Here is a 25,441-nt window from a genome sequence, read left to right as displayed (position 1 = left end):
CATCATGATTCTCAGAAAACTCTTCGGCTTCGTCGCGACCGCCATCATCCTTCTCGTCGCGATCCTGATCGGGCGCTCGCTGTGGGTGCACTACATGGACGATCCCTGGACGCGCGACGGGCGCGTCCGTGCCGAAATCGTCAACGTCGCACCGGACGTGTCGGGCGCGATCGTCGAGCTGCCCGTGCATGACAACCAGCTCGTGAAAAAGGGCGACCTGATCATGCAGATCGACCCGTCGCACTACCAGATCGCGGTCGAGCAGGCGCAGGCGGCCGTCGCCGCCCGCCGCGCGGAACTGCAGATGCGCCGCGACGACGCGGCCCGTCGTGCCGACCTCGACGCGCTCGTCGTGTCGAAGGAAAACCGCGAGAACGCGGCGCACAGCGCGTCGAGCGCCGATGCGCAGTACCAGCAGGCGATCGCCGCGCTCGACGCCGCGAAGCTCAACCTCGAACGCACGCGCGTGGTCGCACCGGTCGACGGCTACATCACGAACCTGCAGACGTTCAAGGGCAACTACGCGGTGGCCGGCCAGGCGAAGCTCGCGATCGTCGACAGCCATTCGTTCTGGGTCTACGGCTACTTCGAGGAAACCAAGCTGCCGCGCGTGAAGGTCGGCGCGCCGGCCGAGATGCGGCTGATGAGCGGCGGCGTGATGAAGGGCCACGTCGAGAGCATTTCGCGCGGCATCTACGATCGCGACAACCCGCAAAGCCGCGACCTCGTCGCGGACGTGAACCCGACCTTCAACTGGGTGCGCCTCGCGCAGCGCGTGCCGGTGCGCATCCGCATCGACGAGGTGCCGGCCGACGTGGTGCTGTCGGCGGGCACGACCTGCACGGTCATCATCGATCCGGACCAGCGGAAGAAGTCGTAAGCGTCGACGGCCGGACGCCTACGCCGCGATGCGAAAGCGTCCGACCAGCGACTTGAGCGCCTGCGCCTGTTCGTCGAGCGCATTCGCCGCAGCGGCGGCCTGCTCGACGAGCGCGGCGTTCTGCTGCGTGCCGGCATCCATCTGCGTGACCGCGCGGCCGATCTCGTCGATCCCGGCGCTCTGCTCGTCCGACGCCGCCGAGATCTCGCCGATGATGTCGGTCACGCGCTTGACCGCCCGCACCACGTCGTCCATCGTGCGGCCCGCATCGTGCGCGAGCGCCGCGCCGTTCGCGACGCGCTCGACCGACGCGCCGATCAGCGTACGGATCTCCTTCGCCGCGGTCGCCGCGCGCTGCGCGAGCAGCCGCACCTCGCCCGCGACCACCGAAAAACCGCGCCCCTGCTCACCCGCGCGCGCCGCCTCGACCGCCGCGTTCAATGCGAGAATGTTGGTCTGGAACGCGATCCCCTCGATCGTGCCGATGATGTCGCGAATGTTCTTCGCGCTGTCGTCGATCTCGCTCATCGTCGCGACCACGCGACCGACGACTTCGCCGCCCGCCTCCGCGACGGCCGACGCATTGGCCGCGAGCGCGCTCGCCTGACGCGCGTTCTCGGCGTTCTGCCGCACGGTCGACGTGAGCTCTTCCATGCTGGCCGCGGTGCGCTCGAGCGCGACGGCCTGCTGCTCGGTGCGCCGCGACAGGTCGAGGTTGCCGGTCGAGATCTCGCCGGACGCGGCCGCGATCGCCTCGGCGCTGACGGCGATCTCGCCGACGGTCGCCGCAAGCCCGGACTGCATGTCGGACAGCGCGCGCACCATGCTGTCGCGGTCGTGCCGGCCGAGCGGAATCGGCCGCGTCAGGTCGCCGCGCGCGATGTCGGCGGCGATCGCCTTCGCCTCCGCGGGCTCGCCGCCGAGCTGCGACGCGAGCCGGCGCACGACCCGCTCGGCGATCGCGATCGCCAGCACGATCAGCGCGGCCGTCATCGCCGCGATCATCGCGAACGACGACGAGAAGATCGTTGCGGATGCATCGAGCGTCGCCTTCGACTTCGCGCCGCGCGTCTTCACGAGCATCGCGACGAGCTTCTCGAGCTTGCCGGTCTCGACCAGCAGCGACACGTCCTGCGTGCCGACCTGCCAGTTCATCTGCGACAGGTCGAGCGGCTGCGCCTGCACGAGCGCGACGAAATCGCGCAGATGGCCGCTCCACGTGCCGACCGCCAGCGAGAATGCGCGCAGTCGCGCGGAATCGTCCGCATCGGCCGGATCCGCGTAATGCTGCAGCGTCGCGAGCGCCTGGCCGATCGACGCGAGCCCCGCGCCGACTTCGGCGCCCAGGTCGTCGCGTTCCTTCGCGGTGGTGGCGGTCAGCAGCATCTTCTGCGCGCGGCTCGCGCGCAGCACCTCGGCGCGCACTTCCTCCGCCGCCCGGCTCGCGACGTGCCCCTGCTCGTAGACCGACGCAATCGACGCGTTCAGCCGGCTGATCTGCCACAGCGAGAACACGCCGATCGCGAGCGTGCCGGCCAGCAGGATCGCGAACGCGGCGCGCAACGTCGCCTTGACGGTCCACGTCCGGCGTTCGCGCCGGGCTGCGCGCGCGTGCCGCGAGGCGGGCCTGGCGGCTGCGTCTGCCGCGGCTGTGGCCGCAACCGGCCGCGGATGCAATGAAGCTGCTTTCATCGATATTTCCCCGTATTGATCGTGCCGCCGAAAAGGTCGGTTCCGGCGGCCGGCATTCCCGCAATGGCCCGTCATGCCGCGCGTCCTGCACCCGTCCGGCTCGTGGCCGGTGCCGGGCGCGGCGCGCCTGTGTTGTCGTTGCGTCTTCTACGGCCTCGATCGGCACGCCTTGAGTCCGGACAAACACCGATCCGGTCCCGCGGCGCGACGAAAGGCGGACACGCCGCAGCGTTATACCCGGCCAAAAAAGGGGGCAATGGGTCGAATCGTCGTAGCAATGTCCGAATCGCGACAAAACTTGGCCGGACATTCTCGATACGCCACATTAGACTTCTTTGACGCAACAACGATTCGAACGCGCCGATCCCCATCAGAGCGCGTCCCGTCACCTCAACTCGCTCAGCTCACATGGAAACCAGCCTCGATACGGGCGCCGGCACCGCCGCCGCCCAGCCGTCTGCTCCACGCGCCCCGCGTACCGTCTATCCGGTGCTCGGCGCGATCAGCTTCTCGCACATGCTCAACGACATGATCCAGTCGTTGATCCTCGCGATCTATCCGATGCTCAAGAGCCAGTTCGCGCTGTCGTTCGCGCAGATCGGCCTGATCACGCTGACCTACCAGATCACAGCGTCGCTGCTGCAGCCGCTCGTCGGCCTGTATACGGACAAGCGGCCGAAGCCGTATTCGCTGCCGGTCGGGATGGGTTTCACGCTCGCGGGGCTGCTGCTGATGTCGGCCGCGCCGAACTTCGCGACGCTGCTGGCGGCTGCGGCGCTGGTCGGCTGCGGCTCGTCGGTGTTCCATCCGGAATCGTCGCGCGTCGCGCGGATGGCGTCGGGCGGCCAGCACGGGCTCGCGCAGTCGCTGTTCCAGGTCGGCGGCAACGCCGGTTCGGCACTCGGGCCGCTGCTCGCCGCGCTCGTGATCATCCCGCACGGCCAGCACAGCATCGCGTGGTTCTCGGCGGCCGCGCTCGTCGCGATGGTCGTGCTCACGCAGATCGGCCACTGGTACAAGAAGCATCCGTCGATGAAGAAGAAGGCGGCGCCGGCCGGCCATCCGACGCTGTCGCCGGGCCGCGTGCTCGCCGCGATCGGCGTGCTGGTGCTGCTGGTGTTCTCGAAGTACTTCTATCTCGCGAGCATCAACAGCTATTTCACGTTCTACCTGATCGACAAGTTCCACCTGTCGGTGCAGGCCGCGCAGATCCACCTGTTCGTGTTCCTCGCGGCGGTCGCGGCCGGCACGCTGATCGGCGGGCCGGTCGGCGACCGGATCGGCCGCAAGTACGTGATCTGGGTGTCGATCCTCGGCGTCGCGCCGTTCACGCTGCTGCTGCCGTACGCGAACCTGTTCTGGACGAGCGTGCTGAGCGTGATCATCGGCGTCGTGCTGGCGTCGGCGTTCGCCGCGATCCTCGTCTATGCGACGGAGCTGATGCCCGGCAAGGTCGGGATGGTCGCGGGCCTGTTCTTCGGCTTCGCGTTCGGCCTGGGCGGCGTGGGCGCCGCCGTGCTCGGCCAGCTCGCCGACGCGACGAGCATCACGTTCGTCTACAAGGTGTGCTCGTTCCTGCCGCTGATCGGCGTGCTGACGGTGTTCCTGCCGAACCTCGAAAGCAGCCGGCGCAAGAAGGCGTGACGAAACGGCCGCGGCTTGGGTGCCGCGGCCGTTGGCTCAACAACCTTGCGAAACGTTTCGTCGAGCGGTTATCAGTGCCGGGGTTCTCGTGTGCCGCGACCGAACATTCGCGCACCCAGCCAGACCAGCGCGATCGCGATCACGAAGCTGACGCCGAACTTCATCCCGGTGCCCGGAATCGTGCCGCCGCTCTGCGACTTCAGGAACCTGCGAAGCGCATTGAATTGGGTCGACAGGCATTCGGGCCCTCTCATTTTCGTTATTTTTTGATACGACTGCGTGCAGCACGCTGTCGTCCCCGCTGCTACGACACCCCGGCAGCCGCGAAAGCTCAAGCCATCACGGCCTCGTCGTCATCGCAGTGCCCGTGCCCGACGTACTTGGCTATACGATGGCTGCACCATTCTCCGTCGCATGCAACGTCAGGAACCGCTTGAGGATGCCGGACGAATAGCTGCTCGCGATCGCCGACAGGAAGTGCGAGAACGACTGCGTCGCGTGATCGTCGGCCGTATCGGAGATCGTGCGCACGATGGCGAACGGCACGTCGTGTTCGGCGCATACCTGCGCGATCGCCGCGCCTTCCATCTCGACCGCGAGCGCGTCCGGCAGCGCGTCGCGCAGCGCGACGACTTCCCGCTCGCTCGACACGAAGCGGTCGCCGCTGATGATCAGCCCGCCATGCAGCGTCCCGCCGGCGAGCCCGAAACGCGCGGCGAACTGCGCGCCCTCCTCGGCGACGAACAGCGTGCACGCGGCCTTCAGGCGGGCCGTCAGCGCCGCGTCGGTCGTGAACCGCGTGATGCCGAGCAGCGGCACCTCGTAGCGCGGAAACAGCGGCGACGCATCGAGATCGTGCTGCAGCAGCGTATCGGCGACGACGACGTCGCCGATACGCACCGTGCGCGACACGCCGCCGGCGACACCGGTGAACACGACGCCGGACACGCCGAACACATGGATCAGCGCACTGACGGTGGCGGAAGCCGCAACCTTGCCGACCCGCGCGAGCGTAACGACGCAGGCCGCGCCGTGCACGGTGCCGACGTGGTAATCGCGGCGGCCGAGCGTGATCGTCTTCATCACGCCGTCGGCGCGCATCGCAGCGATCAGGTCGCCGAGTTCCTCGGGCAGCGCGGCCAGAATGCCGAGCGGGCGCGTCGATACCGTTTCAACCATGTCGATGCTCATCATTCCACCGCCTGCAGTTTCGCGACCGCCAGCGCGAGCCACTTCTCGCCGTGCCGCTTGAACTTCACCTGCGCCTTCGCATCGGCGCCGTTGCCTTCGAGCGCGGTGACCGTGCCCTCGCCGAACTTGGTATGGAAGACCTGCTGGCCGACGCGGAACCCGGTGTCGGCCGCGCGCTGCTTGTTCGCGAAGGCCGGCAGCGGCGCGGTGACCGCCGCGTCGACCACCTGCTCGCGGCTGCCGCCGCCCGGCCGCGCGAACCAGTCGCGCCCCCAGCCGGCATTGTCCGAGCGGCCGCCCCAGCGCGAGCCGGCCTCGACCTTCGGCGTGAGCCACTTCAGCACGTGCTCCGGCAGTTCGTCGAAGAAGCGCGAGCGCACGTTGTAGCGCGTCTGGCCGTGCAGCATCCGGCTCTGCGCGAACGACAGGTAGAGCCGCTCCTTCGCGCGCGTGATCGCGACGTACATCAGCCGGCGCTCTTCCTCGAGGCCGTCCGATTCGAGCACGCTGTTCTCGTGCGGGAACAACCCTTCCTCGAGGCCGGTGATGAACACCGCCGAGAATTCGAGGCCCTTCGCCGCGTGCACCGTCATCAGTTGCACCGCGTCCTGGCCGGCCTGCGCCTGGTTGTCGCCGGCTTCGAGCGATGCGTGCGACAGGAAGCCCGCGAGCGGCGTCATCGTGTCGGGATTCTGCGCGGGGTCGCCGAGCGGCGCCGGGTCGAGCACGTCGACCGACGGATCGCCTGCGTCCACGCCGAGCTCCGGCGCCGCGATCGCGCCCGCGCGCAGCGGAATCGAGCGGGCCGGTGCGTCGAGCCCGTAGCCTTCCTCGCTGACGAACGCGGTGGCCGCGTTCACGAGTTCCTGCAGGTTCTCGAGGCGGTCCTGGCCTTCGCGCTCGCCCTGGTAGAAATCGGCGAGGCCGCTCGCGCGCACGACGTATTCGACCGTCTCAGGCAGGCTCATCTGCTGCGTCTCGGCGCGCATCTTCGCGATCAGCGTTGCGAACGCGCCGAGGCTCGTGCCGGCCTTGCCGGTCACGTACGGAATCGCGGCGGCCATCGAGCAGTCGTACAGGCGCGCGGCGTCCGCGAGCTGCTCGATCGAGCGCGCGCCGATCCCGCGCGTCGGGAAATTCACGACGCGCACGAACGCGGTGTCGTCGTTCGGATTGTCGATCAGCCGCAGGTACGCGAGCGCGTGCTTCACTTCCTGGCGCTCGAAGAAGCGCAGGCCGCCGTACACGCGATACGGAATGCCCGACGTCATCAGCGTGTGCTCGATCGCGCGCGACTGCGCGTTGCTGCGATACAGGACGGCCACCTCGCTGCGCGACATCCCGGTGTTGATCAGCGAGCGGATCTCCTCGACGATCCAGCCGGCTTCCTGCGCATCGGTGCTCGCCTCGTACACGCGCACGGGCTCGCCATGGCCGGCGTCGGTGCGCAGGTTCTTGCCGAGGCGATGCGCGTTGTTCGAGATCAGCTGGTTCGCCGCATCGAGGATGTTGCCGTGCGACCGGTAGTTCTGCTCGAGCTTGATCAGGTTGCGCACGCGGAATTCGTCTTCGAAGTCGCGCATGTTGCCGACGTTCGCGCCGCGGAACGCGTAGATCGACTGGTCGTCGTCGCCGACCGCGAAGATCGCGTTCTCGCCGCCCGCGAGCATCTTGAGCCACGCGTACTGCAGCTTGTTGGTGTCCTGGAACTCGTCGACGAGGATGTGCCTGAAACGCGCCTGGTAGTGCGCGCGCAGCGGCGCGTTGTACGCGAGCAGCTCGTAGCAGCGCAGCAGCAGCTCGGGGAAATCGACGACGCCCTCGCGCTGGCACTGCTGGTCGTACGCCTGGTACAGCTCGACGAACTTGCGGTTGAAGTTGTCGGACGCGTCGACCTTGTCGGGCCGCAGCCCCTGCTCCTTCGCGTTGTTGATGAAGTACTGGACGTTCTTCGGCGGGTATTTCTCGTCGTCGACGTTCGCCGCCTTCATCAGCCGCTTGATCGCCGACAGCTGGTCAGCCGTGTCGAGGATCTGGAAGGTCTGCGGCAGGCCGGCGTCGCGCCAGTGCGTGCGCAGCATCCGGTTGCACAGCCCGTGGAACGTGCCGATCCACATCCCGCGCGTGTCGATCGGCATCATCGCCGACAGCCGCGCCATCATCTCGCGCGCGGCCTTGTTCGTGAAGGTGACGGCGAGCACGGTGGCCGGCGATGCGTAGCCCTGCTGGATCAGCCACGCGATACGCGTGATCAGCACGCGGGTCTTGCCGCTGCCCGCCCCCGCGAGGATCAGCGCCGGTTCGTTCGGCAGCGTGACGGCGGCGTATTGTTCAGGGTTCAGATTGGCGAGCAGATCGGGCATGGAGCGGCAGCGGACGTGCGAGAAAAATGCGGACCCGCCATTATAAGTCGGCCGCGCGGTGCCGTTTCCGATCCGTTGTGCCGCGGGCCGTCGCCCGCGCTGCACGCCCCTTGCGACCCGCCCGCGCGGGCAAGCGATGGCTGGCCGATGTGCATCCATTTATAATTGTCAGATTCGGCATCCAATTCACGCATTTTTCGGCAGATTTCCAACCATGAGCGACAGCACGCTTGCGAAGAGTTTCGAGCCCCACACCATCGAGTCCCAATGGGGGCCGGAGTGGGAAAAACGCGGCTATGCCGCCCCGGCATTCGACCCGGCGCGCCCCGATTTCGCGATCCAGCTGCCGCCGCCGAACGTCACCGGCACGCTGCACATGGGCCACGCGTTCAACCAGACGATCATGGACGGCCTCGCCCGCTACCACCGGATGCTCGGCGAGAACACGCTGTGGGTGCCCGGCACCGACCACGCGGGGATCGCGACCCAGATCGTCGTCGAGCGCCAGCTCGACGCGCAGGGCGTATCGCGCCATGACCTCGGCCGCGAAAAGTTCGTCGAGCGTGTGTGGGAGTGGAAGCAGCAGTCCGGCTCGACGATCACGGGCCAGGTGCGCCGCCTCGGCGCGTCGACCGACTGGTCGCGCGAATATTTCACGATGGACGACAAGATGTCGGCCGCCGTGCGCGACGTGTTCGTCACGCTCTACGAACAGGGCCTGATCTACCGCGGCAAGCGCCTCGTGAACTGGGATCCGGTGCTGCTCACCGCGGTGTCGGATCTCGAAGTCGCGAGCGAGGAGGAAAACGGCCACCTGTGGCACATCCGCTACCCGCTCGTCGACGGTTCGGGCTCGCTGACCGTCGCGACCACGCGTCCGGAAACGATGCTCGGCGACGTCGCGCTGATGGTCCACCCGGAAGACGAGCGCTACGCGCACCTGATCGGCAAGCTCGTCACGCTGCCGCTGACGGGCCGCGAGATCCCGGTGATCGCCGACGACTACGTCGATCGCGAGTTCGGCACGGGCGTCGTGAAGGTCACGCCCGCGCACGACTTCAACGACTACCAGGTCGGCCTGCGCCACAACCTCGCGCCGATCGAGATCCTGACGCTCGACGCGAAGATCAACGACAACGGCCCCGCGCAGTATCGCGGCCTCGACCGCTTCGACGCGCGCAAGGCGATCGTCGCCGACCTCGATGCGGAGGGCTTCCTCGACTCCGTGAAGCCGCACAAGCTGATGGTGCCGCGCGGCGACCGCACGGGGGTCGTTATCGAGCCGATGCTGACCGACCAGTGGTTCGTCGCGATGACGAAGCCGGCGCCGGAAGGCACGTTCAACCCGGGCAAGTCGATCACCGAAACGTCGCTCGACGTCGTGCGCAGCGGCCAGATCAAGTTCGTGCCGGAAAACTGGACGACCACCTACTACCAGTGGCTCGAGAACATCCAGGACTGGTGCATCTCGCGCCAGCTGTGGTGGGGCCACCAGATTCCCGCCTGGTACGGCGAGAACGGCGAGGTGTTCGTCGCGCGCAACGAGGAAGAGGCGCGCGCGCAGGCCACCGCGAAGGGCTACACCGGTGCGCTGAAGCGCGACGAGGACGTGCTCGACACGTGGTTCTCGTCGGCGCTCGTGCCGTTCTCGTCGCTCGGCTGGCCGAACGAAACGCCTGAACTGCAGCACTTCCTGCCGTCGTCGGTGCTCGTCACCGGCTTCGACATCATCTTCTTCTGGGTCGCCCGGATGGTGATGATGACGACGCACTTCACCGGCAAGGTGCCGTTCCACACCGTCTACGTGCACGGTCTCGTGCGCGACGCGGAAGGCCAGAAGATGTCGAAGAGCAAGGGCAACACGCTCGACCCGATCGACATCGTCGACGGCATCGACCTCGAGACGCTGGTCGCGAAGCGCACGACCGGCCTGATGAACCCGAAGCAGGCCGCGACCATCGAGAAGAAGACGCGCAAGGAATTCCCGGACGGCATCGCCGCGTTCGGCACCGACGCACTGCGCTTCACGATGGCGTCGATGGCGACGCTCGGCCGCAACGTGAACTTCGACCTCGCGCGCTGCGAAGGCTATCGCAACTTCTGCAACAAGCTGTGGAACGCGACGCGCTTCGTGCTGATGAACTGCGAAGGCCACGACTGCGGCGCCGACAAGCCGGAAGTGTGCGGCGCGGGCGACTGCGGCCCCGGCGGCTACCTCGACTTCTCGGCGGCCGACCGCTGGATCGTGTCGCTCCTGCAGCGCACCGAGGCCGACATCGCGAAGGGCTTCGCCGATTACCGCTTCGACAACATCGCGACCAGCATCTACAAGTTCGTGTGGGACGAGTACTGCGACTGGTACCTCGAACTCGCGAAGGTGCAGATCCAGAACGGCACGCCGGAACAGCAGCGCGCGACGCGCCGCACGCTGCTGCGCGTGCTGGAAACGGTGCTGCGCCTCGCGCACCCGATCATCCCGTTCATCACCGAAGCGCTCTGGCAGAAGGTCGCGCCGCTCGCCGGCCGTTATCCGCAAGGCCAGGCCGAGGGCGAAGCGTCGCTGATGACGCAGGCGTATCCGGTCGCGAACCTGCAGAAGATCGACGAGGTGTCCGAACAATGGGCGGCCGACCTGAAGGCGATCGTCGACGCGTGCCGCAACCTGCGCGGCGAGATGAACCTGTCGCCGGCGACCAAGGTGCCGCTGCTCGCGGCCGGCGATGCCGAGCGCCTGCGCTCGTTCGCGCCGTACGTGCAAGCCCTCGCGCGCCTGTCGGAAGTGCAGATCCTGGCCGACGAAGCGACCCTCGACAAGGAAGCGCACGGCGCGCCGATCGCGATCGTGGGCCCGAACAAGCTGGTGCTGAAGGTGGAAATCGACGTCGCGGCCGAACGCGAGCGCCTGTCGAAGGAAATCGCGCGCCTGACGGGCGAGATCGCGAAGTGCAATGCGAAGCTCGGCAACGAGGCGTTCGTCGCGAAAGCCCCGCCGGCCGTGGTCGAGCAGGAGCAGAAGCGCGTCGCCGAATTCCAGAGCACGCTGGAAAAACTGCGCGCTCAGCTCGATCGGTTGCCTGCGTAACAAACGGTAAGGTCGTTTGCGTTCACTATAATCGGAACGTGAACATAGGCTGTCTGACAAGTCGATTACAGGAATAAAGGTTCGATCATGTTGAAAGTCACCAAGGCGGTATTCCCCGTTGCCGGTCTCGGCACGCGGTTCCTCCCGGCAACGAAGGCGAGCCCGAAGGAAATGCTGCCCGTCGTCGACAAGCCGCTGATCCAGTACGCAGTCGAGGAAGCGATCGCCGCGGGCATCACCGAGATGATCTTCGTGACCGGGCGCAGCAAGCGCGCGATCGAGGATCACTTCGACAAGTCGTACGAGGTCGAGGCCGAACTCGAGGCGCGCGGCAAGGAGAAGCTGCTCGAGCTCGTGCGCAGCATCAAGCCGAGCCATGTCGACTGCTTCTACGTGCGCCAGCCGGAAGCGCTCGGCCTCGGCCATGCGGTGCTGTGCGCGGAGAAGCTCGTCGCCGACAATCCGTTCGCCGTGATCCTCGCCGACGACCTGCTCGACGGCAACCCGCCCGTGATGAAGCAGATGGTCGACGTGTTCGACCACTATCACAGCTCGGTGATCGGCGTGGAAGAGATCCCGCCGTCGGAGACGAAGTCGTACGGCATCGTCGACGGCAAGGAGTGGGAAGAGTCGATCGTCAAGATGTCGGCGATCGTCGAGAAACCGGAGCCGGAAGTCGCGCCGTCGAACCTCGGCGTGGTCGGCCGCTACATCCTGAAGCCGCGGATCTTCGAACACCTGCGTGCGCTGAAGCCGGGCGCGGGCGGCGAGCTGCAGCTCACCGACGCGATCCAGGCGCTGCTCGCCGACGAACAGGTGCTGGCCTACAAGTACCAGGGCACGCGCTATGACTGCGGCAGCAAGCTCGGCTACCTGAAGGCGACGGTCGAGTTCGCGCTGCGCCACCCGGAAGTCGGCACCGACTTCGACGCGTACCTGCGCGCGCGCGGCAACGGGCAACCGGCTGCCTGAACGCGGCACGGGCCGGCCTCGCCTCCCCGGCGGGCCGCCCTCGCCTCACGGCCGGCGCGTCAGCGCGTGACGGCCGGCTTCACCGAGACGACGCCCGGCATTGCGCCCGCGTCGTCTTTTTTCGTCTTCACGAGCCAGCCGTCACCCTGCTCGAACGGCAGCTTCGCGAGCGCGCTCTTCACGAGTGTCGGCGCGGCCTGCTGCGTGAGCGCATCGCGATCGCGCAGCGACGCCGACACGCGATAGACGTCGACGCCCGTCTTCGCATCGACGAAACGCAGCGTCAGCACGTGGCGGTACACCTTGCCCGCGAACGGCAGCGCGAACGGCGCCGGTCCGTCGACGGTCACGCACGCGCTGCTTGCCGCGCCGCACTGGTCGGCCGTCGCCGCGACCGACGCCGGCTGCGTCGCATACGCGATCGACAGCCGGTAGCGCGCGGCCTGGCCAGGCTGCGCGTCGAAGCCGCGCTGCGCGAGCTCGTCGTGCACGAGCGTCTCGATCTGCCGGTATTCGGCATCGTCGGCCTGAGCGGCCGTGCGAACGAAATCGTAGCCGTGCGCACCGGATGCGAACGCATTCGGCTGCCCGAGCGCGCTCACGCCGGTCGTGACGCCGGCGCAACCCGTCAACAGCGACGCCGCCAGCGCGGCCGCTGCCCATTCCTTTCTCATGACTTCCCCCAAATGCCTGCCGTCGTGCCCGGCCCTGTCAGGCGGACGGCTCGTCGATCGCGGGCAGCGACACCGTCACCGCGGTGCCGACACCCACTTCGCTGTCGACCGTCACGCTGCCGCCGTGGCGCGTGACGACCGTCTTCACGAATGCCATGCCGAGCCCGGAGCCCGAGATTTCGGGCCGCTCGCCGGCATGGAACCGCTTGAAACGCTCGAACAGATGCTGCAGATCTTCCGGCGCGATGCCGTACCCCTGATCGCGAATCGTACAGAAGATCCGCTTCGATTCATGCTCGACCGACAGCGTACACGCGATCACCGTGTCGGACGGACTGTATTTGACTGCGTTGTTCAGCAGGTTGACGAACGCGCGCGTGATCAGCGAGCGGTCGGCGCGCGTCCAGCACATGTCGGCCCCGACGTCGGTCTCGATGCGGATGCGCTTTGCCTGCGCCTGCGGCCAGACTTCGTCGCTCGCGTCGATCAGCACGTCGACCAGGCTCGTCGGTTCGAGCTGGTACGCCTGCGACTCCGCGCGCGCCAGCTGCACGAACTCGTCGGCGAGCGACAGCGCACGGTGCGCATAGCGCTCGATCCGCGCGAGCAGCCCGCGCATCGCGTCGGTTTCGACGCGATCGCGCTCGATCTCGACGAGCGCGAGGATCGACGACTGCGGCGAGCGCATGTCATGCGACAGCAGGTGCAGCGCCTCCTCGCGCTGCCGCTCGGCCGCGTGCAGCTCGGTCACGTCGACCAGACCGGCGATCCAGCCCGTCACGCGGCCCTGCGCGTTCGTACACGGGGCGTAGCGTAACAGATGGTCGAGCCCGTCGCGATCGCGCACCTCGATGCCGCGCGCCATCGCGTCGTCTTCGGCCCCGAGCGTCGGGTCGAGCGCGTCCGGCCAGTGTGCGCGGATCGTGACGTCGTGTTCGGCGTTGCCGTCGACGGTCTTCATGAAGGTCAGCTCGCCGAGCGCGGCGCGCAGCGGCCGCCCTTCCGGCACCGGCAGCGCGAGCCGCGAACCGTAGCGCTTCGCCGCATGGTTCGCGATCAGCACGGTGCCGGCCAGGTCGGTGACGAAGATCGGCTCCGGCATGCTGTCGAGGCTGTCCCACACGAAGCGCTTCATGTCCTGCACGCGCTGCGCGGCCTGCGCCATCAGCGCCATCTGCCGTTCGAGCACGTCGCCGCCGACGCTGCGCGTGCGCGGCGCCTCGGGCAGCAGGTGCGGCTCATCGGCGAGCCGCTGCAGCTCGCGGCGCAGGTACGACATCGTCATTTCCAGGCGCCGCCAGTTCCAGATCGGGTAGACGGCGACCAGCCCGAAGATGGCCGGCGCGGGCGACAGCCACACGCGCGCCTCGAACAGCAGGACCAGGCTCGCGACGACGGCCAGCGCGGCCAGGCTCAGCGTCAGCAGCAGCGCGCGCCACGGCGACAGCATCAGGAAGCCGCCCAGCAGCACGGCGAGCGGCAGCACCGAGGCGGCGAAGAGTCCGGCACGCGATGCAGGCAGGATCGCGCTGCCGGTCGTCAGCATGTCGAGCACGTTCGCGTGGATATACACGCCGGCGAGCGGACCGAAGTCGCCCGACACCGGCGTCGCGAAGCGGTCGTAGAGGCCCGACGCCGTCACGCCGACGACGACGATCTTGCCGCGCAGTGCGTCGGGTTTCACGCGCCCTTCGAGCACGTCGTCGAACGACAGCGTCGGATACGCGGGCGTGTTGCGGCTGAACGGGATCAGGTAACGGCCGTCGCCGGTCGCGTCGCGCGACAGGTCGTGCGCTTGCGCGCCGGGCGTGCCGCCGACCGGATGCAGCCGGCCGGCCTGGATCGCACGATAGACGGGCACCATCAGCTGCGGCCAGCGCACGCGGCCGTCGCTTTCGAACAGCGCGACGCTACGCACGATGCCGTCGGGATCGACTTCGAGATTGATGTGGCCAAGTCCCATCGTGCGTGCCGACAGCTCCGCCACCGGCGGATCGACGGTGCGCGTACCGTCCGCCTGTTCGGGGCTCAGCAAGACGGGCAGGAAAGTCGGCACACGGGCCATGGCGTCGGCGAACGCGCGATCCTCCGGCGACTGCTCGGTAAACAGCACGTCGTAGACGACCGCGGCCGGCTGCGCGCGCGCCAGCGTGTCGAGCAGCCGCGCATGCACGCTGCGCGGCCACGGCCACCGGCCGAGTGCGGACACGCTCTGGTTGTCGATGTCGACGACGACGACGTCGGGCGACAGCGGCAGGCTGCGCAGCATCAGCAGCCGGTCGTAGATCAGCCCGTCGACGCTCGACGACAGCCGGCCGAGCGCGCACGCGAGAATCACCGCGATCCCGAGGCAGCCGATCGCGATCCACTCGATCAGGAAGCGGCGGCCGAGGCGCCGCCGCGGGGAAACGGAGTCGGTTTTCATGCGCCGCGGGTCAGCGCGACAACGTGAACGCGCTGACCGGACTCGTCTTCTGATAGAACTTGCCGCCCTCGAACTCCTCGACCGTCACCGCCCAGTAGTAGTCGCCGGGCGGAAGGTGGGAGACCGTGATCCGGCGCGCCTTCAGGCCCATCTGGTCGACGACCGGCGCGCTCAGGTCCTTCGAGTGCGACAGCACGAACCGATAACGCGCGTCCTTGGCCGCGTCGTTCGGCGCCCAGCGGAACTCGTAGCCGTCCGGGCCGGGCGACGCGCTCGCATCGAGCCCCATCAGGCGCCGCTCGAACGCGTAAATGTGCGGCATGCCTTCGAGGCCGTTGTCGTCGATCGCGGAAATCCGGACGAAGTACGTGCCGTTCGGCACCTCGCGGAACACCGCACGCGACGAGACCGTGCGCGTTTCGCTGAACAGTTCGAGCATGCCCGCGTCGCGCGCGAGTTGCAGGTGATAGGCATGCGCATGCTCGAGCGGCGCGACGTCGAACGTGAGGTCGGGCTCGTCCTGCACCTTGTCCGGATGCGTGAGCGCGGGCGCCGGCAGCAGCTGCACGGGTGCGCCGACCGCGCCGGACGACGTCGTGACGCTGCCGAAGTTCGCATGCACGAGCGTCGGGTCGGTCGGCTGCTGCTTGCCCGCGACGCCGACGGTGCCGTCGAGCACCTCGACACGCGTCGCCGCGTTGCCGGCGGCGTCGTAGTTCACGCGGAACCGCGTGCCGCGCACGCCGGCCACGACCGACGGCGAGCGGATCTGGAAGCGGTCGTCGCGCTTCTTCAGATGCGTGACCTCGCTGTCGACCGAGCCGCGCGTGAGCTCGAACTCGCGATCGAGCGTGCCGGTCAGCACGGTGCGGCGCAAGGTCTTCAGGTCGAGCTGGCTGTCGGGCGGCAGGCTCATGTGCGTGCCGTCGGCCAGTTCGAGCGTCACGAAGCCGTTCGCGCCCGTGCGCACGCGGTCGCCCTCGGTCAGCGTCGCATCGTTCGCGAGCGGCGCGTACGCGCCGCCGGACGCGCGCTCGGCCGTGCCCTGCACCGCGACGACGCGCGCGGTCAGCTTTTCCTTGCGCAGCCGCGCGACCGGCAGCTTCAGCGCGATGTCGGGCTGCAGGTGTTTCGGCGCTGGCACGCCGTTGATCCGTTGCAGCAGCTGCCAGTCGTCCGGGCCCTGCAGGTAGCGCGCGGCGACGTCGTACAGCGTGTCGCCGGCATGCGTGCGGTAGACGACCATCTTGCCCGCGGCAGCGCTCGGCTGCGCGACGGCCTGCTGCGCCGCGAACGCAAACGCGACCGCGCACGCCGCATGCAGTGCCGCCGTGCGCAGGCTCGCCGTGCGCTGCGTGATGCGCCGGGTCACTCCGGCTCTCCCTGGCCGACCCGCTCGAGCCGGTAGCCGTAGCCGTAGATCGGCGCGAGGCGATAGCCGTTTTCCGGCCGCAGGCCGAGCTTCGTGCGCAGCATCGAGATGTGCGTGTCCATCGTGCGCGACGGGATGTCGGTCGCCTGCTTCCACACGAGATCGAGAATGTGCGCGCGCGACAGCGGCCGGTCGAGGTGCTGGAACAGCAGCAGCGCGAGCTCGAATTCCTTCTGCGTGAGGCTCACGGCCTTGTCGCCGACATACGCCTGCTTCAGGTTCACGTCGAAGCGGAACTGGTCGAACTCGCGAACGGTCGCCTCCGCGTTGACCGGATACGCGCGGCGCAGCAGCGAGCCGATGCGCGCGCGCAGGATCGGGCCCGACACGGGCTTGACCACGTAATCGTCCGCGCCGGCGTTGAGGATCTGCGTGATCCCCGCCTCGTCGTCGCGGCTCGTCATGAAGATGATCGGCAGGCTGTGCTCGGTCTGGTTCGCACGCACCCACTTGAGCACTTCCTCGCCGGACATGTCGGGCACGTTCCAGTCGAGCACGAGCAGATCGAACGTCTCGCGCTGCAGACGCTTCTTCAGGGCCTTGCCTTCCTTGAACGCATAGCACGTGTGGCCGGCGGCCGTCAGCGTTTGACTGACGAAATCCGTCTGGGCCGGATCATCATCCAGTACAGCAATTCTCATAGCACCCCGCAAATCGAAATCGATTCGTCCAGTTCAGCTCCCCGCACTCATCCCGCCGCGCAACATGCGCGCGGCGTCCGACACCGGCCGGCGAGCCGTCGTTTGCCGAGCGCGCAACCTGCGCGATACGGCGCCCCGGCAACCCATCTCAAAAACAGGGCACGGACGAACCGGCGATTTCATCATAGTAGTATGAAATTCGCCAAGAAATTGCGCGGACTACGGTCCTTTATTCGAATAATCCTTCCCGTCGCGCAACTGGCGGCGCCTCCGGTTGCCCCGGCATGGGCTGGCCCAGCATGGGCTGCCCCAGCATCCGCTCCAGCTGGCTGCGCACGCGCTCCCACGCCGGCGCCGCATAGTCGGGCTGGCTCGCCGCCCACGCCTGCGCGAGATCGAACACGCGCCCGATCGTCGCGCCGCAATACGTGAAGCCCGCGCCGTCGTCCCGCGCGGCGCCGCGCAGCCGTTCGTCGAGCGATTCGGCCAGCCACGGCATCTCGGCCGCCGCCGAATCGGCATACGCCTCGAGCGCGGCACGCGCGTGGCGATCCCGTTGCGGGTCGAGCTCGATCCGGCTCAACCCCGCCGCACGTGCGGGCGCGATGCATTCCGCTGCGGACGGACTTCGAATGGTCCCTGGTCTGAAGGACATGTCCTCTCCCCGTTTGTACGACGGCAGCGTCAGGCATGGCCCCCGTGCCCGCCTCGTATGACGTACCGTGGCCGGTGCATTCATCCGAGACGGACGACCGGCCGGGTCAGTATACGCAGCCGGTCGTGCGGCGAGGTTTAAGAATTGTCAGAGGCGTCAGACGAGCGCTTTCCCATGGAACAGGCGCCTGGGCGAGGGTCTGTGCTGGCGCTCGTGTCGCGCCGTTGGCGCGGCGGACGGTGCGCGAGCGGGCGCCGCAAGGGGCGCGTGATGCGGGCCGTCAGCGGCGGCGCATCAGGAACACGAAGGTCTTGTCCTGCGTCGTCACTTCGACGATCTCGTTGCCCGTCTGCTTCGCGAACGCGGCGAAATCGCGCTGCGAACCCGGATCGGTCGCGAGCACCTTGAGGATCTGCCCGCTCTCCATATCGGCGAGCGCTTTCTTGGCGCGCAGGATCGGCAACGGGCAATTGAGCCCGCGCGCGTCCACTTCCTTGTGAATCTGCATCGGCTGTCGACCTTCGAATGACGCGCCACACGGGCGCGGGAGGAAGCGGCGATTTTACCGCAGCGCGGCCGCCCCTGCCCGCGCGGCCCGGGCCCGGCCGCGCGACGCGGCGCGCCCGCGCTCGGCACGCGCTCGTCATGCCAAGCGCCCGCCGAGCGCCCGTCAGGCGCCCGAGAACCCGCCCGCGAGCCGCTCGCGCAGGTGCCGCACGAGCGCGCGCACCGCGCTCGGCACGACCGGGCTGTACGGCCGCAGCGCGAAGATGTGGTCGCCGAACGCGCCCGACGGCCGCCAGCCGTCCAGCAGCGCGACGAGCCGGCCGGCGTCGAGATCGCGCTGCGCGCTGAAATCCGGCAGCAGCGCGATGCCGAGCCCGCCGAGCGCGGCCTCGCGCATCGCCTCGCTGTTGTTGGCCGCGAAGCTGCCGCGCACCGGCACGCTCACGCGCTGGCGCCGCCGGCCGTCCGGCTCGAAGCTCCAGGCGGCCGGTTCGTTGTCGCGCAGGTAGCACAGGCAGCTGTGGTCGACGAGTTCGCTCGGGTGGCGCGGCGCACCGCGCGCGTCGAGGTAGTCGCGGCTCGCGACCAGCAGCGAACGCGTGTCGCACAGCTTCCACGCGACGTGGGTTTGCGGCGCGGTCGTCGTATGGCGGATCGCGAGGTCGAAGCCCTCCTGCGTCAGCGAATGCAGCCGGTCGGACAGGTCGAGTTCGATGTGCACGCCCGGGTGCTGCCGCAGGAAATCGGGCAGGTGCGGCACGACCTGCTGGCGCCCGAGCGCGACCGGCGCCGTCACCCGCAGCGGCCCGCGCGGCTCGCCGGCGAGGTCCTTCACGCGCGCGAAGTGCTGGCCGATCGATTCGAACGCGTCGCGCGTGCTGTCGACCAGCGTCTGCCCGGCGTCGGTGAGCCTCACGCTGCGCGTCGTGCGCCGCACGAGCGGCACGCCGGCCGCCTTCTCGAGATCGGCGATGCGCTGGCTCATCGCGGCCTTGCTGATGCCGAGCCGCTGCGCGGCGGCCGTGAAACTGCCGGCCGCGGCGAGGACCGTCAGCGAGTGGATATGCGGCCAGAGCGCCTGGACATTTTGCTGATTCATCCGCCAATTATTCAGAATTCTGAACAGTGAATCAAGTTGCGCGGCCTTCTCCCGCCCCGCCGCTTTGCCTAGACTAGGTTCCGTCCACTCCCCATTCCCATGCCCAGGAGACACGCATGACCACGGTTCCCGCCTATACGTCCGACGCCGACGTCGGCCACTACATCGACGGCGCACCCGTCGCCGGCCGCAGCGGCCGCTTCCAGGACGTCTTCAATCCGGCGCTCGGCCGCGCGGTGCGCCGCGTCGCGCTCGCCGGCGACGACGAAGTGCAGCGCGCCGTCGCGTCCGCCCGTGCGGCGTTCCCGGCCTGGGCCGACACGCCGCCGATCCGCCGCGCCCGCGTGCTGCACCGCTTCCTGCAGTTGATGAACGAACACCGCGACACGCTGGCCGCCATCATCACGGCCGAGCACGGCAAGGTGTTCTCGGATGCGCAGGGCGAAGTCGCGCGCGGCATCGACATCATCGAATTCGCATGCGGCGTGCCGCAACTGCTGAAGGGCGACTTCACCGACCAGGTCAGCACCGGCATCGACAACTGGACGATGCGCCAGCCGCTCGGCGTCGTCGCGGGTATCACGCCGTTCAACTTCCCGTGCATGGTGCCGTGCTGGATGTTCCCGGTCGCGCTCGCGACGGGCAACACGTTCGTGCTGAAGCCGAGCGAACGCGACCCGTCGGCGGCGCTGTTCATCGCCGACCTGCTCACGCAGGCGGGCCTGCCCGCCGGCGTGTTCAACGTCGTGCAAGGCGACAAGGGCGCGGTCGACGCGCTCCTCGACCACCCGGACGTGCAGGCCGTCAGCTTCGTCGGCTCGACGCCGATCGCGGCCTACGTGCAGCAGCGCGCGGTGCAGTCGGGCAAGCGCGTGCAGGCGCTCGGCGGCGCGAAGAACCATCTCGTCGTGATGCCGGACGCGAACATCGAGCAGGCGGTCGACGCGTTGATCGGCGCCGCGTACGGCTCGGCCGGCGAGCGCTGCATGGCGATCAGCATCGCGGTGCTGGTCGGCGACGTGGCCGACAAGATCGTGCCGTTGGTGGCCGAGCGCGCGCGCAAGCTGGTGATCGGCGACGGGATGTCGCCGGAAGTCGAGATGGGACCGATCGTCACCGGCGACGCGCTCAAGCGCATCGAAGGCTATATCGGGCAAGGCGTCAGCGAAGGCGCGCAACTGGTGGTCGACGGCCGCGGGCTGCGCGTGCCGGGCCGCGAGGAAGGCTTCTTCACCGGCGGCACGCTGTTCGATCACGTGAGCCCCGACATGCGCATCTACAAGGAAGAGATCTTCGGGCCGGTGCTCGGCTGCGTGCGCGTGAAGGACTTCGGCGCAGCGGTCGACCTGATCAACGCACACGAATTCGGCAACGGCGTCGCATGCTTCACGAGCGACGGCGGCATCGCGCGCGAATTCGCGCGGCGCGTCCAGGTCGGCATGGTCGGCATCAACGTGCCGATCCCGGTGCCGATGGCCTGGCACGGCTTCGGCGGCTGGAAGAAGAGCCTGTTCGGCGACATGCACGCGTACGGCGAGGAAGGCGTGCGCTTCTACACGCGCCAGAAGTCGGTGATGCAGCGCTGGGCGTCGAGCATCGGCAAGGGCGCCGAATTCGCGATGCCGACCGCGAAGTAAGCGGGGTCGACGCGCCGCCCGGCGATGGAATGCGCGGGCGGCCGGCGAATCGAAGGCCGGCGTCAGCCGGCCTGCGTGCCGTGTACGCCGTCGGCGGTCGGCAGGTACGACAGCTCGAGCCGGTACGCGAGCGCAACGAACAGGCTCTGCGCGAGGCCCATCGTCGCGGTCAGCGCACGGAACCCGAACGTCTCGCTGTCCTGCACCATCAGCGTCACCTCGGCCTCGCGCGCGAGCGGGCTCATCCGGCTGTCGGTGATCGCGATCAGGCGCGCGCCGCGCTGCACGGCCTGCTGCGCGACCTGCACCGTCTCTTCCGCGTACGGCATGAACGAGATCACGATCATCACGTCGCCCTCGCGCACCGAGCGGATCTGGCCGAGATGCATGCTGCCGAGCGCGCTGAACAGGCCGATGCGCTTGTCGGTGTGCTGCAGCGCATAGTCGAGATACACGGCGATCGGAAACGCGCGGCGCGAGCCGGCGATCCAGATCGCCTGCGTGTCGGCGAGCAGGTCGACGGCCCGTGCGAGTGCGTGCGGGTCGAGCGTCTGCCGCAGCTGCTGCATGCCAGCAATGCTGCCCTTGATGAATTCGTCGGCGATCTGCTCGGGCTGCAGGCTCGACTCGCCCGATTCGATCACGTCGCGCAGCCGCAGGTTGTACGCGCGGCCCGGCGCGATCTGCTGGGCCAGCCCCTCGCGGAACAGCCGCTGCATCTCGGAGAAGCCCGAAAAGCCGAAATGCTTCGCGAACCGGACGACGGCCGACGGCTGCACGCCGCACGCCTCCGCGAGCGACTGGATGCCTTCCAGGCCCAGCTGGTCCCGATGCGTTTCCACGTGACGCGCAATCACCTTCAGGCGATTGCTGAGGCCGTCGTACTCCTGCGTCAGATGCTGCAGGAACGCCTCGACGGTGGCGGGTGGTTTCTCGGATGAACTCATCGGATAGCGCGAAGTTGACGGCCCCGATCCGCGCGCCGCCTGCGCGTGCGCCCGGGACTCACCTATGGACATGCATGAAGGGCGAATTTAATCACGTTTGCGGCACGGCCCGCGCCGCACGCTCGCTCCCACGCGCTCGATCATCACCTGCACACGCTCCACGGCCGGAATGGAAACGATTTTCCAACGCCGTCGCCGAGCCGTAAAGATTAGGGCGTCTACCGACGCCGATGCGAACGGCGACGCCGAGGGTCGCCGGCAACCGCCCTGGGCCGCCGGCCGACGCCGCGCATCGGTCGCCGCTTGCTTACCGATAGTCGACCCATACGCCGCCCGCATCGGCGGACCGCACGCAGTTCTCGACCCACCGCACGCCTTCGACGCCCGCATGGACATCCGGAAAGCGGATGTTCTTCAACGCCTGCGCGTCGCCGCGATCGGCCGCATCCATCGCGAGCGCGAAGCGCGCGTACAGATTCGACCACGCTTCGAACAGCCCTTCCGGATGCCCGGCGCCGATGCGGTCCTCGCGCAATGCGTGCGGATGCAGATAGCCCATTCCGCGATCGAGCACCTGCGCGGGCTGCCCCTGGATCTCGTAGCGCAACTGGTTCGGATGTTCGTCCCACCATTCGACGCTCGCCTTCGAGCCGATCACGCGCACCTTCTGCCCGTGCATCGAGCCCGCGTTCACCGCGCTCGACCACACGTAGCCGATCGCGCCCGTGTCGTATTCCATGATCGTAAACGCGTTGTCCTCGAGCGGCGCGCGACTCTTCACGAAGCTCTGCCGCGAGCACATCAGCCGTTTGATCCGCAGTTCCGGCGCCATCACTTCGGAGATGTACAGCGGATGCGTGCCGATGTCGCCGAGCACGTAGCTCGGCCCCGCGAACTTCGGGTCGACGCGCCAGCGCGCGGCGGCGCTCGCCGCTTCGACGCCCTCGCTGTGAAAGCCGTGCGCGAACTGCATCTGCACGATGCGGATCTCGCCGAGATCGCCGCGCGCGATCATTTCGCGCGCCTGCTCGATCATCTGGTGTCCGGAATAGCCGTACGCGACGCCGACGATGCGGTTCTTCTCGACCGACAGCCGCTGCAGCGCCTCGGCCTCCTCGGTCGTGAAGCACAGCGGCTTTTCGCAGACGACGTGCAGCCCCGCGTTCAGCGCCGCGCGACAAATTTCGAAGTGCGTGTTGTTCGGCGTCGCGATCGACACCGCGCGGATGCCGTCGGCACGCTTCGCCTCGGAGTCGAACATCGTCCGGTAGTCGGGATAGCAGCGCCCGGCGTCGACACCGAGCTTCACGCCGAATTGCCGCCCGCGTTCGGCATCGATGTCGAATGCGCCGGCAACGAGCTGGAAGCTGCCGTCTCGCAATGCGGCCGACCGGTGGCTGTAGCCGATCTGGCTGCCGAGCCCGCCGCCGACCATGCCCCAGGGAATCGAATGTCCGAGCAGAATCTGTCCGTCGATCATGATTGTCGTGTTCCTGTCCGTGTTCAGGTGTTCAAAGTGTGTGCAGAGGGTCGGGCCGACGGCCGATTACGCGAACCCGGCCGATGCGAGAAACTCGCGGCTCGCCGCGACGTCGCGCAGGCTCGTGCCGGCATTGCGCGGATCGCGCTCCTGTTCGATCGTGATGTATCCCGCATAGCCGATATCGTCGAGCGCGCGACGGATCGCGCGGTAGTCGAGCACGCCGGTGCCGATCGGGCACATCACGCCACGCGCGCACGCCGCGAAGAAGGCGATGTGTTCGCCCATCACCGCGTCGTACACGGCCGCGTCGATATCCTTGAAATGCACGTAGTCGAGCCGCGCCGCGTGACGGCGCAGCCACGTCTCGGGATCCATCCCCGAGTAGTAAAGGTGGCCGGTGTCGAGACAGAGGCCCGCCGTATCGGCCGCGACGTCGGCGACGATCCGGTCGATCTCGTCCGCGAACTCGATGTAGCCGCCCGCATGCGGATGGATCACCGCGCGCACGCCGAATTCGTCGCGCGCGATCGTCGCGATTTCGCGAATGTGGTCGACCATGCGCGCCCAGCGTTCGGCGGACAGGCGCGGCGCGCGATCGGCGTGGCCGGCCGCGTAGTCGCGTTCGTCGTGCCCCCAGTCCATCACGACCAGATACGGCGCCGCATGGCGCTGGCCCGGCTGCGTCGGCAGCTTCGGCAAGCGCGTGATCAGCGCGCAGATCTCGCGCGTCTGGCGCAGCAGGTTCGGGAGATTCTCCGGCGACACCAGGTCGTCGAAGATCGTGCCGGCGGTGATGCTCAAACGCTGCCGCTCGAGCTCGGCGCTCACCACGTCGAGCTCGAGCGGGATGTAGCCGTACGGGCCGAGCTCGATGCCCGAATAGCCCGCCTGTGCGGCCTCGGCGAGCACCTGCCGCCACGGCGGCAGGTGCGGGTTCTTCACGTCGTCGACGCCCCAGCAGCAGGGCGCGCAGCCAATCTTCATCGTCATGTCGGTCAGTCCCGCAGGAAAGCGGCGCGCGGCCGCGAGCATGGCCGCGTGGACACGCGGCCCGGTGTCGGCGTGTTCAGCCGGTTCAGCCGCCATAGAACGCCGGGCGTTCGGCCATCGCGATCGGCTCGACCGCCCCGCTCTGCTGCGCGCGCACGCACGCATCGGCCGCGACCGCCGCCGCATAGCCGTCCCACGCGGACGGCCCGGTCAGCGCACCCTGCCGCACGCCGTCGATGAACGCCTGCAGCTCGACGTCGTACGACGCGATGAAGCGCTCCTTCCAGTCGGTCATGATCTCGACCGACTGCCGCGCCGCGTGCTTGAGCCCGACCGCGGGCGGATCGGGCAGCTTCGCGATGCCGTTCTCGCCGACCACCTCGCACTGGATGTCGTAGCCGTATTGGCAGTTCACGAAGATCTCGACGTCGATGCGCACGCCGCTCGCGGTTTCGAGCAGCACGATCTGCGGATCGGCGAGATGCGCGGACGCATGGCGCGTCTTCTTCGGATAGACGACCTGCGCGCTCGCATAGTCCTCGCCGAGCAGCCAGCGCAGCACGTCGAGCTCGTGGATCAGCGTGTCGGTGATCGCCATGTCGGTCGTATAGCGCTCGCCGACCGACTGGTTGCGGTGCGCGCAATGCAGCATCAGCGGCGCGCCGATCTCGCCGCCGTCGATCACGCGCTTGAGCGCGCGATAGCCTTCGTCGTACGGACGCATGAAGCCGACCTGCACGAGCCGGCGGCCGTGCGCGACCTCGGCTTCGACGATCCGCATGCAGCCGTCGGCCGTGACGGCCAAAGGCTTCTCGCAGAACACCGGCTTGCCGTGCGCGATCGCGTCGAGCACGAACGCCTCGTGCGTCGGCCCCCACGACGTGACGAGCACGGCCTCTACGTCGGCTGCCGCGACCACTTCGTGGCCGTCGCCGTAGATTTCCGCGTCGAGCCCGTACTTCGTCACCGCGTCGCGCGCCTGCTGCGGATCGATGTCGTTGACGGCCACCACGCGCGCGCCGGACAGCGTTCGCGTGAGCCTGCGGATATGGTCCTGGCCGATCGCGCCGCAGCCGATCACGCCGATTTGCAAGGTCATCCGGATATCTCCAGTCTCTGGTTCAACG

General features: G+C 68.2%; 19 protein-coding genes. 5 read left to right on the top strand and 14 right to left on the bottom strand.

The genetic code is table 11. The features are described from left to right. Positions 1 to 4 precede the first annotated feature (4 nt). Positions 5 to 880, top strand: a complete 876-nt coding sequence (locus tag DID99_RS27145) for an HlyD family secretion protein (RefSeq protein ID WP_044846076.1) — start codon at positions 5 to 7, stop codon at positions 878 to 880. Positions 881 to 898: 18 nt separating this feature from the next. Here the strand turns inward: DID99_RS27145 and DID99_RS27140 are convergent, their stop codons facing one another. Further along, entirely contained in the window at positions 899 to 2,572 is a 1,674-nt protein-coding gene (locus DID99_RS27140) for a methyl-accepting chemotaxis protein (protein ID WP_124488966.1), read from the bottom strand. 408 nt (positions 2,573 to 2,980) lie between these two features. Between DID99_RS27140 and DID99_RS27135 the strand changes: the two genes are divergently transcribed. Beyond that, positions 2,981 to 4,216: an MFS transporter gene (locus DID99_RS27135; protein ID WP_124488965.1), complete on the top strand. Its 1,236-nt coding sequence runs from the start codon at positions 2,981 to 2,983 to the stop codon at positions 4,214 to 4,216. Positions 4,217 to 4,600: 384 nt separating this feature from the next. Here DID99_RS27135 and DID99_RS27125 read toward each other — a convergent pair whose 3' ends face one another. Beyond that, on the bottom strand, positions 4,601 to 5,410 hold the full coding sequence (locus DID99_RS27125; RefSeq protein ID WP_124523048.1) for a 5'-methylthioadenosine/adenosylhomocysteine nucleosidase: 810 nt from the start codon (positions 5,408 to 5,410) through the stop codon (positions 4,601 to 4,603). Continuing rightward, on the bottom strand, positions 5,407 to 7,770 hold the full coding sequence (locus tag DID99_RS27120) for a UvrD-helicase domain-containing protein (protein WP_124523046.1): 2,364 nt from the start codon (positions 7,768 to 7,770) through the stop codon (positions 5,407 to 5,409). Before DID99_RS27120 ends, DID99_RS27125 begins: the two co-directional genes overlap by 4 nt. A gap of 214 nt (positions 7,771 to 7,984) precedes the next feature. Here DID99_RS27120 and DID99_RS27115 point away from each other — a divergent pair, with 214 nt between their 5' ends. Both DID99_RS27115 and galU read left to right on the top strand, forming a co-directional pair. Further along, on the top strand, positions 7,985 to 10,852 hold the full coding sequence (locus DID99_RS27115; protein ID WP_124667853.1) for a valine--tRNA ligase: 2,868 nt from the start codon (positions 7,985 to 7,987) through the stop codon (positions 10,850 to 10,852). A gap of 87 nt (positions 10,853 to 10,939) precedes the next feature. After that, a complete protein-coding gene (gene galU, locus DID99_RS27110; protein ID WP_044846083.1) occupies positions 10,940 to 11,824 on the top strand; it encodes a UTP--glucose-1-phosphate uridylyltransferase GalU in 885 nt (294 codons plus the stop codon). A gap of 59 nt (positions 11,825 to 11,883) precedes the next feature. Here galU and DID99_RS27105 read toward each other — a convergent pair whose 3' ends face one another. The 7 genes from DID99_RS27105 to DID99_RS27075 form a co-directional block, all read right to left on the bottom strand. After that, positions 11,884 to 12,498, bottom strand: coding sequence for a DUF4136 domain-containing protein (locus DID99_RS27105; protein ID WP_044846084.1), 615 nt, complete (start codon positions 12,496 to 12,498; stop codon positions 11,884 to 11,886). A gap of 37 nt (positions 12,499 to 12,535) precedes the next feature. Beyond that, positions 12,536 to 14,923, bottom strand: coding sequence for a CHASE2 domain-containing protein (locus DID99_RS27100; protein ID WP_124667852.1), 2,388 nt, complete (start codon positions 14,921 to 14,923; stop codon positions 12,536 to 12,538). Between the two features lie 10 nt (positions 14,924 to 14,933). After that, positions 14,934 to 16,295, bottom strand: a complete 1,362-nt coding sequence (locus DID99_RS27095; protein ID WP_124667851.1) for a FecR domain-containing protein — start codon at positions 16,293 to 16,295, stop codon at positions 14,934 to 14,936. After that, positions 16,292 to 16,996 carry a response regulator transcription factor gene (locus tag DID99_RS27090; RefSeq protein WP_006402120.1) on the bottom strand — a complete coding sequence of 235 codons (705 nt, stop codon included), beginning with the start codon at positions 16,994 to 16,996 and terminating at the stop codon, positions 16,292 to 16,294. The genes DID99_RS27095 and DID99_RS27090 overlap by 4 nt, the downstream gene beginning before the upstream one ends. A gap of 229 nt (positions 16,997 to 17,225) precedes the next feature. Then, on the bottom strand, positions 17,226 to 17,651 hold the full coding sequence (locus DID99_RS27085; RefSeq protein ID WP_124667850.1) for a peptidase: 426 nt from the start codon (positions 17,649 to 17,651) through the stop codon (positions 17,226 to 17,228). 280 nt (positions 17,652 to 17,931) lie between these two features. Further along, positions 17,932 to 18,159 carry a sulfurtransferase TusA family protein gene (locus DID99_RS27080; RefSeq protein WP_006753156.1) on the bottom strand — a complete coding sequence of 76 codons (228 nt, stop codon included), beginning with the start codon at positions 18,157 to 18,159 and terminating at the stop codon, positions 17,932 to 17,934. A 162-nt stretch (positions 18,160 to 18,321) separates the two neighbouring features. Beyond that, a complete protein-coding gene (locus DID99_RS27075) occupies positions 18,322 to 19,257 on the bottom strand; it encodes a LysR family transcriptional regulator (RefSeq protein WP_124667849.1) in 936 nt (311 codons plus the stop codon). A 116-nt stretch (positions 19,258 to 19,373) separates the two neighbouring features. Here DID99_RS27075 and DID99_RS27070 point away from each other — a divergent pair, with 116 nt between their 5' ends. Then, positions 19,374 to 20,894 (top strand): CoA-acylating methylmalonate-semialdehyde dehydrogenase, encoded by a 1,521-nt coding sequence (locus DID99_RS27070; RefSeq protein ID WP_124571867.1) that lies wholly within the window; start codon positions 19,374 to 19,376, stop codon positions 20,892 to 20,894. Positions 20,895 to 20,956: 62 nt separating this feature from the next. On the opposite strand, the gene DID99_RS27065 is transcribed toward DID99_RS27070, so the two are convergent. The 4 genes from DID99_RS27065 to DID99_RS27050 form a co-directional block, all read right to left on the bottom strand. After that, the gene (locus DID99_RS27065; protein ID WP_124488956.1) at positions 20,957 to 21,841 is read right to left on the bottom strand and encodes a MurR/RpiR family transcriptional regulator; all 885 of its coding nucleotides are present in this window, start codon (positions 21,839 to 21,841) and stop codon (positions 20,957 to 20,959) included. Positions 21,842 to 22,148: 307 nt separating this feature from the next. Then, complete coding sequence (locus DID99_RS27060; RefSeq protein WP_124571868.1) at positions 22,149 to 23,321, bottom strand: Gfo/Idh/MocA family protein; 1,173 nt, start codon at positions 23,319 to 23,321, stop codon at positions 22,149 to 22,151. A gap of 66 nt (positions 23,322 to 23,387) precedes the next feature. Further along, entirely contained in the window at positions 23,388 to 24,314 is a 927-nt protein-coding gene (locus tag DID99_RS27055; protein ID WP_124488954.1) for a TIM barrel protein, read from the bottom strand. Positions 24,315 to 24,399: 85 nt separating this feature from the next. Beyond that, positions 24,400 to 25,413: a Gfo/Idh/MocA family protein gene (locus DID99_RS27050; RefSeq protein ID WP_124571870.1), complete on the bottom strand. Its 1,014-nt coding sequence runs from the start codon at positions 25,411 to 25,413 to the stop codon at positions 24,400 to 24,402. Positions 25,414 to 25,441 lie beyond the last annotated feature (28 nt).

The sequence above is a fragment of the Burkholderia sp. Bp8986 genome (assembly GCF_003854225.1).
GTDB lineage: Bacteria > Pseudomonadota > Gammaproteobacteria > Burkholderiales > Burkholderiaceae > Burkholderia.
Note: the sequence above shows the minus strand (reverse complement) of the source record. Positions and strands in the feature narration are given on the sequence as shown.

Bases quoted from the DNA above. Each gene is read 5' to 3' on its own strand.
- DID99_RS27090 (WP_006402120.1), bottom strand. From the start codon at position 16,996: ATGAGAATTGCTGTACTGGATGATGATCCGGCCCAGACGGATTTCGTC.
- DID99_RS27135 (WP_124488965.1), top strand. From the start codon at position 2,981: ATGGAAACCAGCCTCGATACGGGCGCCGGCACCGCCGCCGCCCAGCCG.
- DID99_RS27075 (WP_124667849.1), bottom strand. From the start codon at position 19,257: ATGAATCAGCAAAATGTCCAGGCGCTCTGGCCGCATATCCACTCGCTG.
- DID99_RS27105 (WP_044846084.1), bottom strand. From the start codon at position 12,498: ATGAGAAAGGAATGGGCAGCGGCCGCGCTGGCGGCGTCGCTGTTGACG.
- DID99_RS27085 (WP_124667850.1), bottom strand. From the start codon at position 17,651: ATGTCCTTCAGACCAGGGACCATTCGAAGTCCGTCCGCAGCGGAATGC.
- DID99_RS27115 (WP_124667853.1), top strand. From the start codon at position 7,985: ATGAGCGACAGCACGCTTGCGAAGAGTTTCGAGCCCCACACCATCGAG.
- DID99_RS27145 (WP_044846076.1), top strand. From the start codon at position 5: ATGATTCTCAGAAAACTCTTCGGCTTCGTCGCGACCGCCATCATCCTT.
- DID99_RS27120 (WP_124523046.1), bottom strand. From the start codon at position 7,770: ATGCCCGATCTGCTCGCCAATCTGAACCCTGAACAATACGCCGCCGTC.
- DID99_RS27080 (WP_006753156.1), bottom strand. From the start codon at position 18,159: ATGCAGATTCACAAGGAAGTGGACGCGCGCGGGCTCAATTGCCCGTTG.
- DID99_RS27065 (WP_124488956.1), bottom strand. From the start codon at position 21,841: ATGAGTTCATCCGAGAAACCACCCGCCACCGTCGAGGCGTTCCTGCAG.
- DID99_RS27140 (WP_124488966.1), bottom strand. From the start codon at position 2,572: ATGAAAGCAGCTTCATTGCATCCGCGGCCGGTTGCGGCCACAGCCGCG.
- galU (WP_044846083.1), top strand. From the start codon at position 10,940: ATGTTGAAAGTCACCAAGGCGGTATTCCCCGTTGCCGGTCTCGGCACG.
- DID99_RS27125 (WP_124523048.1), bottom strand. From the start codon at position 5,410: ATGATGAGCATCGACATGGTTGAAACGGTATCGACGCGCCCGCTCGGC.
- DID99_RS27055 (WP_124488954.1), bottom strand. From the start codon at position 24,314: ATGACGATGAAGATTGGCTGCGCGCCCTGCTGCTGGGGCGTCGACGAC.
- DID99_RS27060 (WP_124571868.1), bottom strand. From the start codon at position 23,321: ATGATCGACGGACAGATTCTGCTCGGACATTCGATTCCCTGGGGCATG.
- DID99_RS27050 (WP_124571870.1), bottom strand. From the start codon at position 25,413: ATGACCTTGCAAATCGGCGTGATCGGCTGCGGCGCGATCGGCCAGGAC.
- DID99_RS27100 (WP_124667852.1), bottom strand. From the start codon at position 14,923: ATGAAAACCGACTCCGTTTCCCCGCGGCGGCGCCTCGGCCGCCGCTTC.
- DID99_RS27070 (WP_124571867.1), top strand. From the start codon at position 19,374: ATGACCACGGTTCCCGCCTATACGTCCGACGCCGACGTCGGCCACTAC.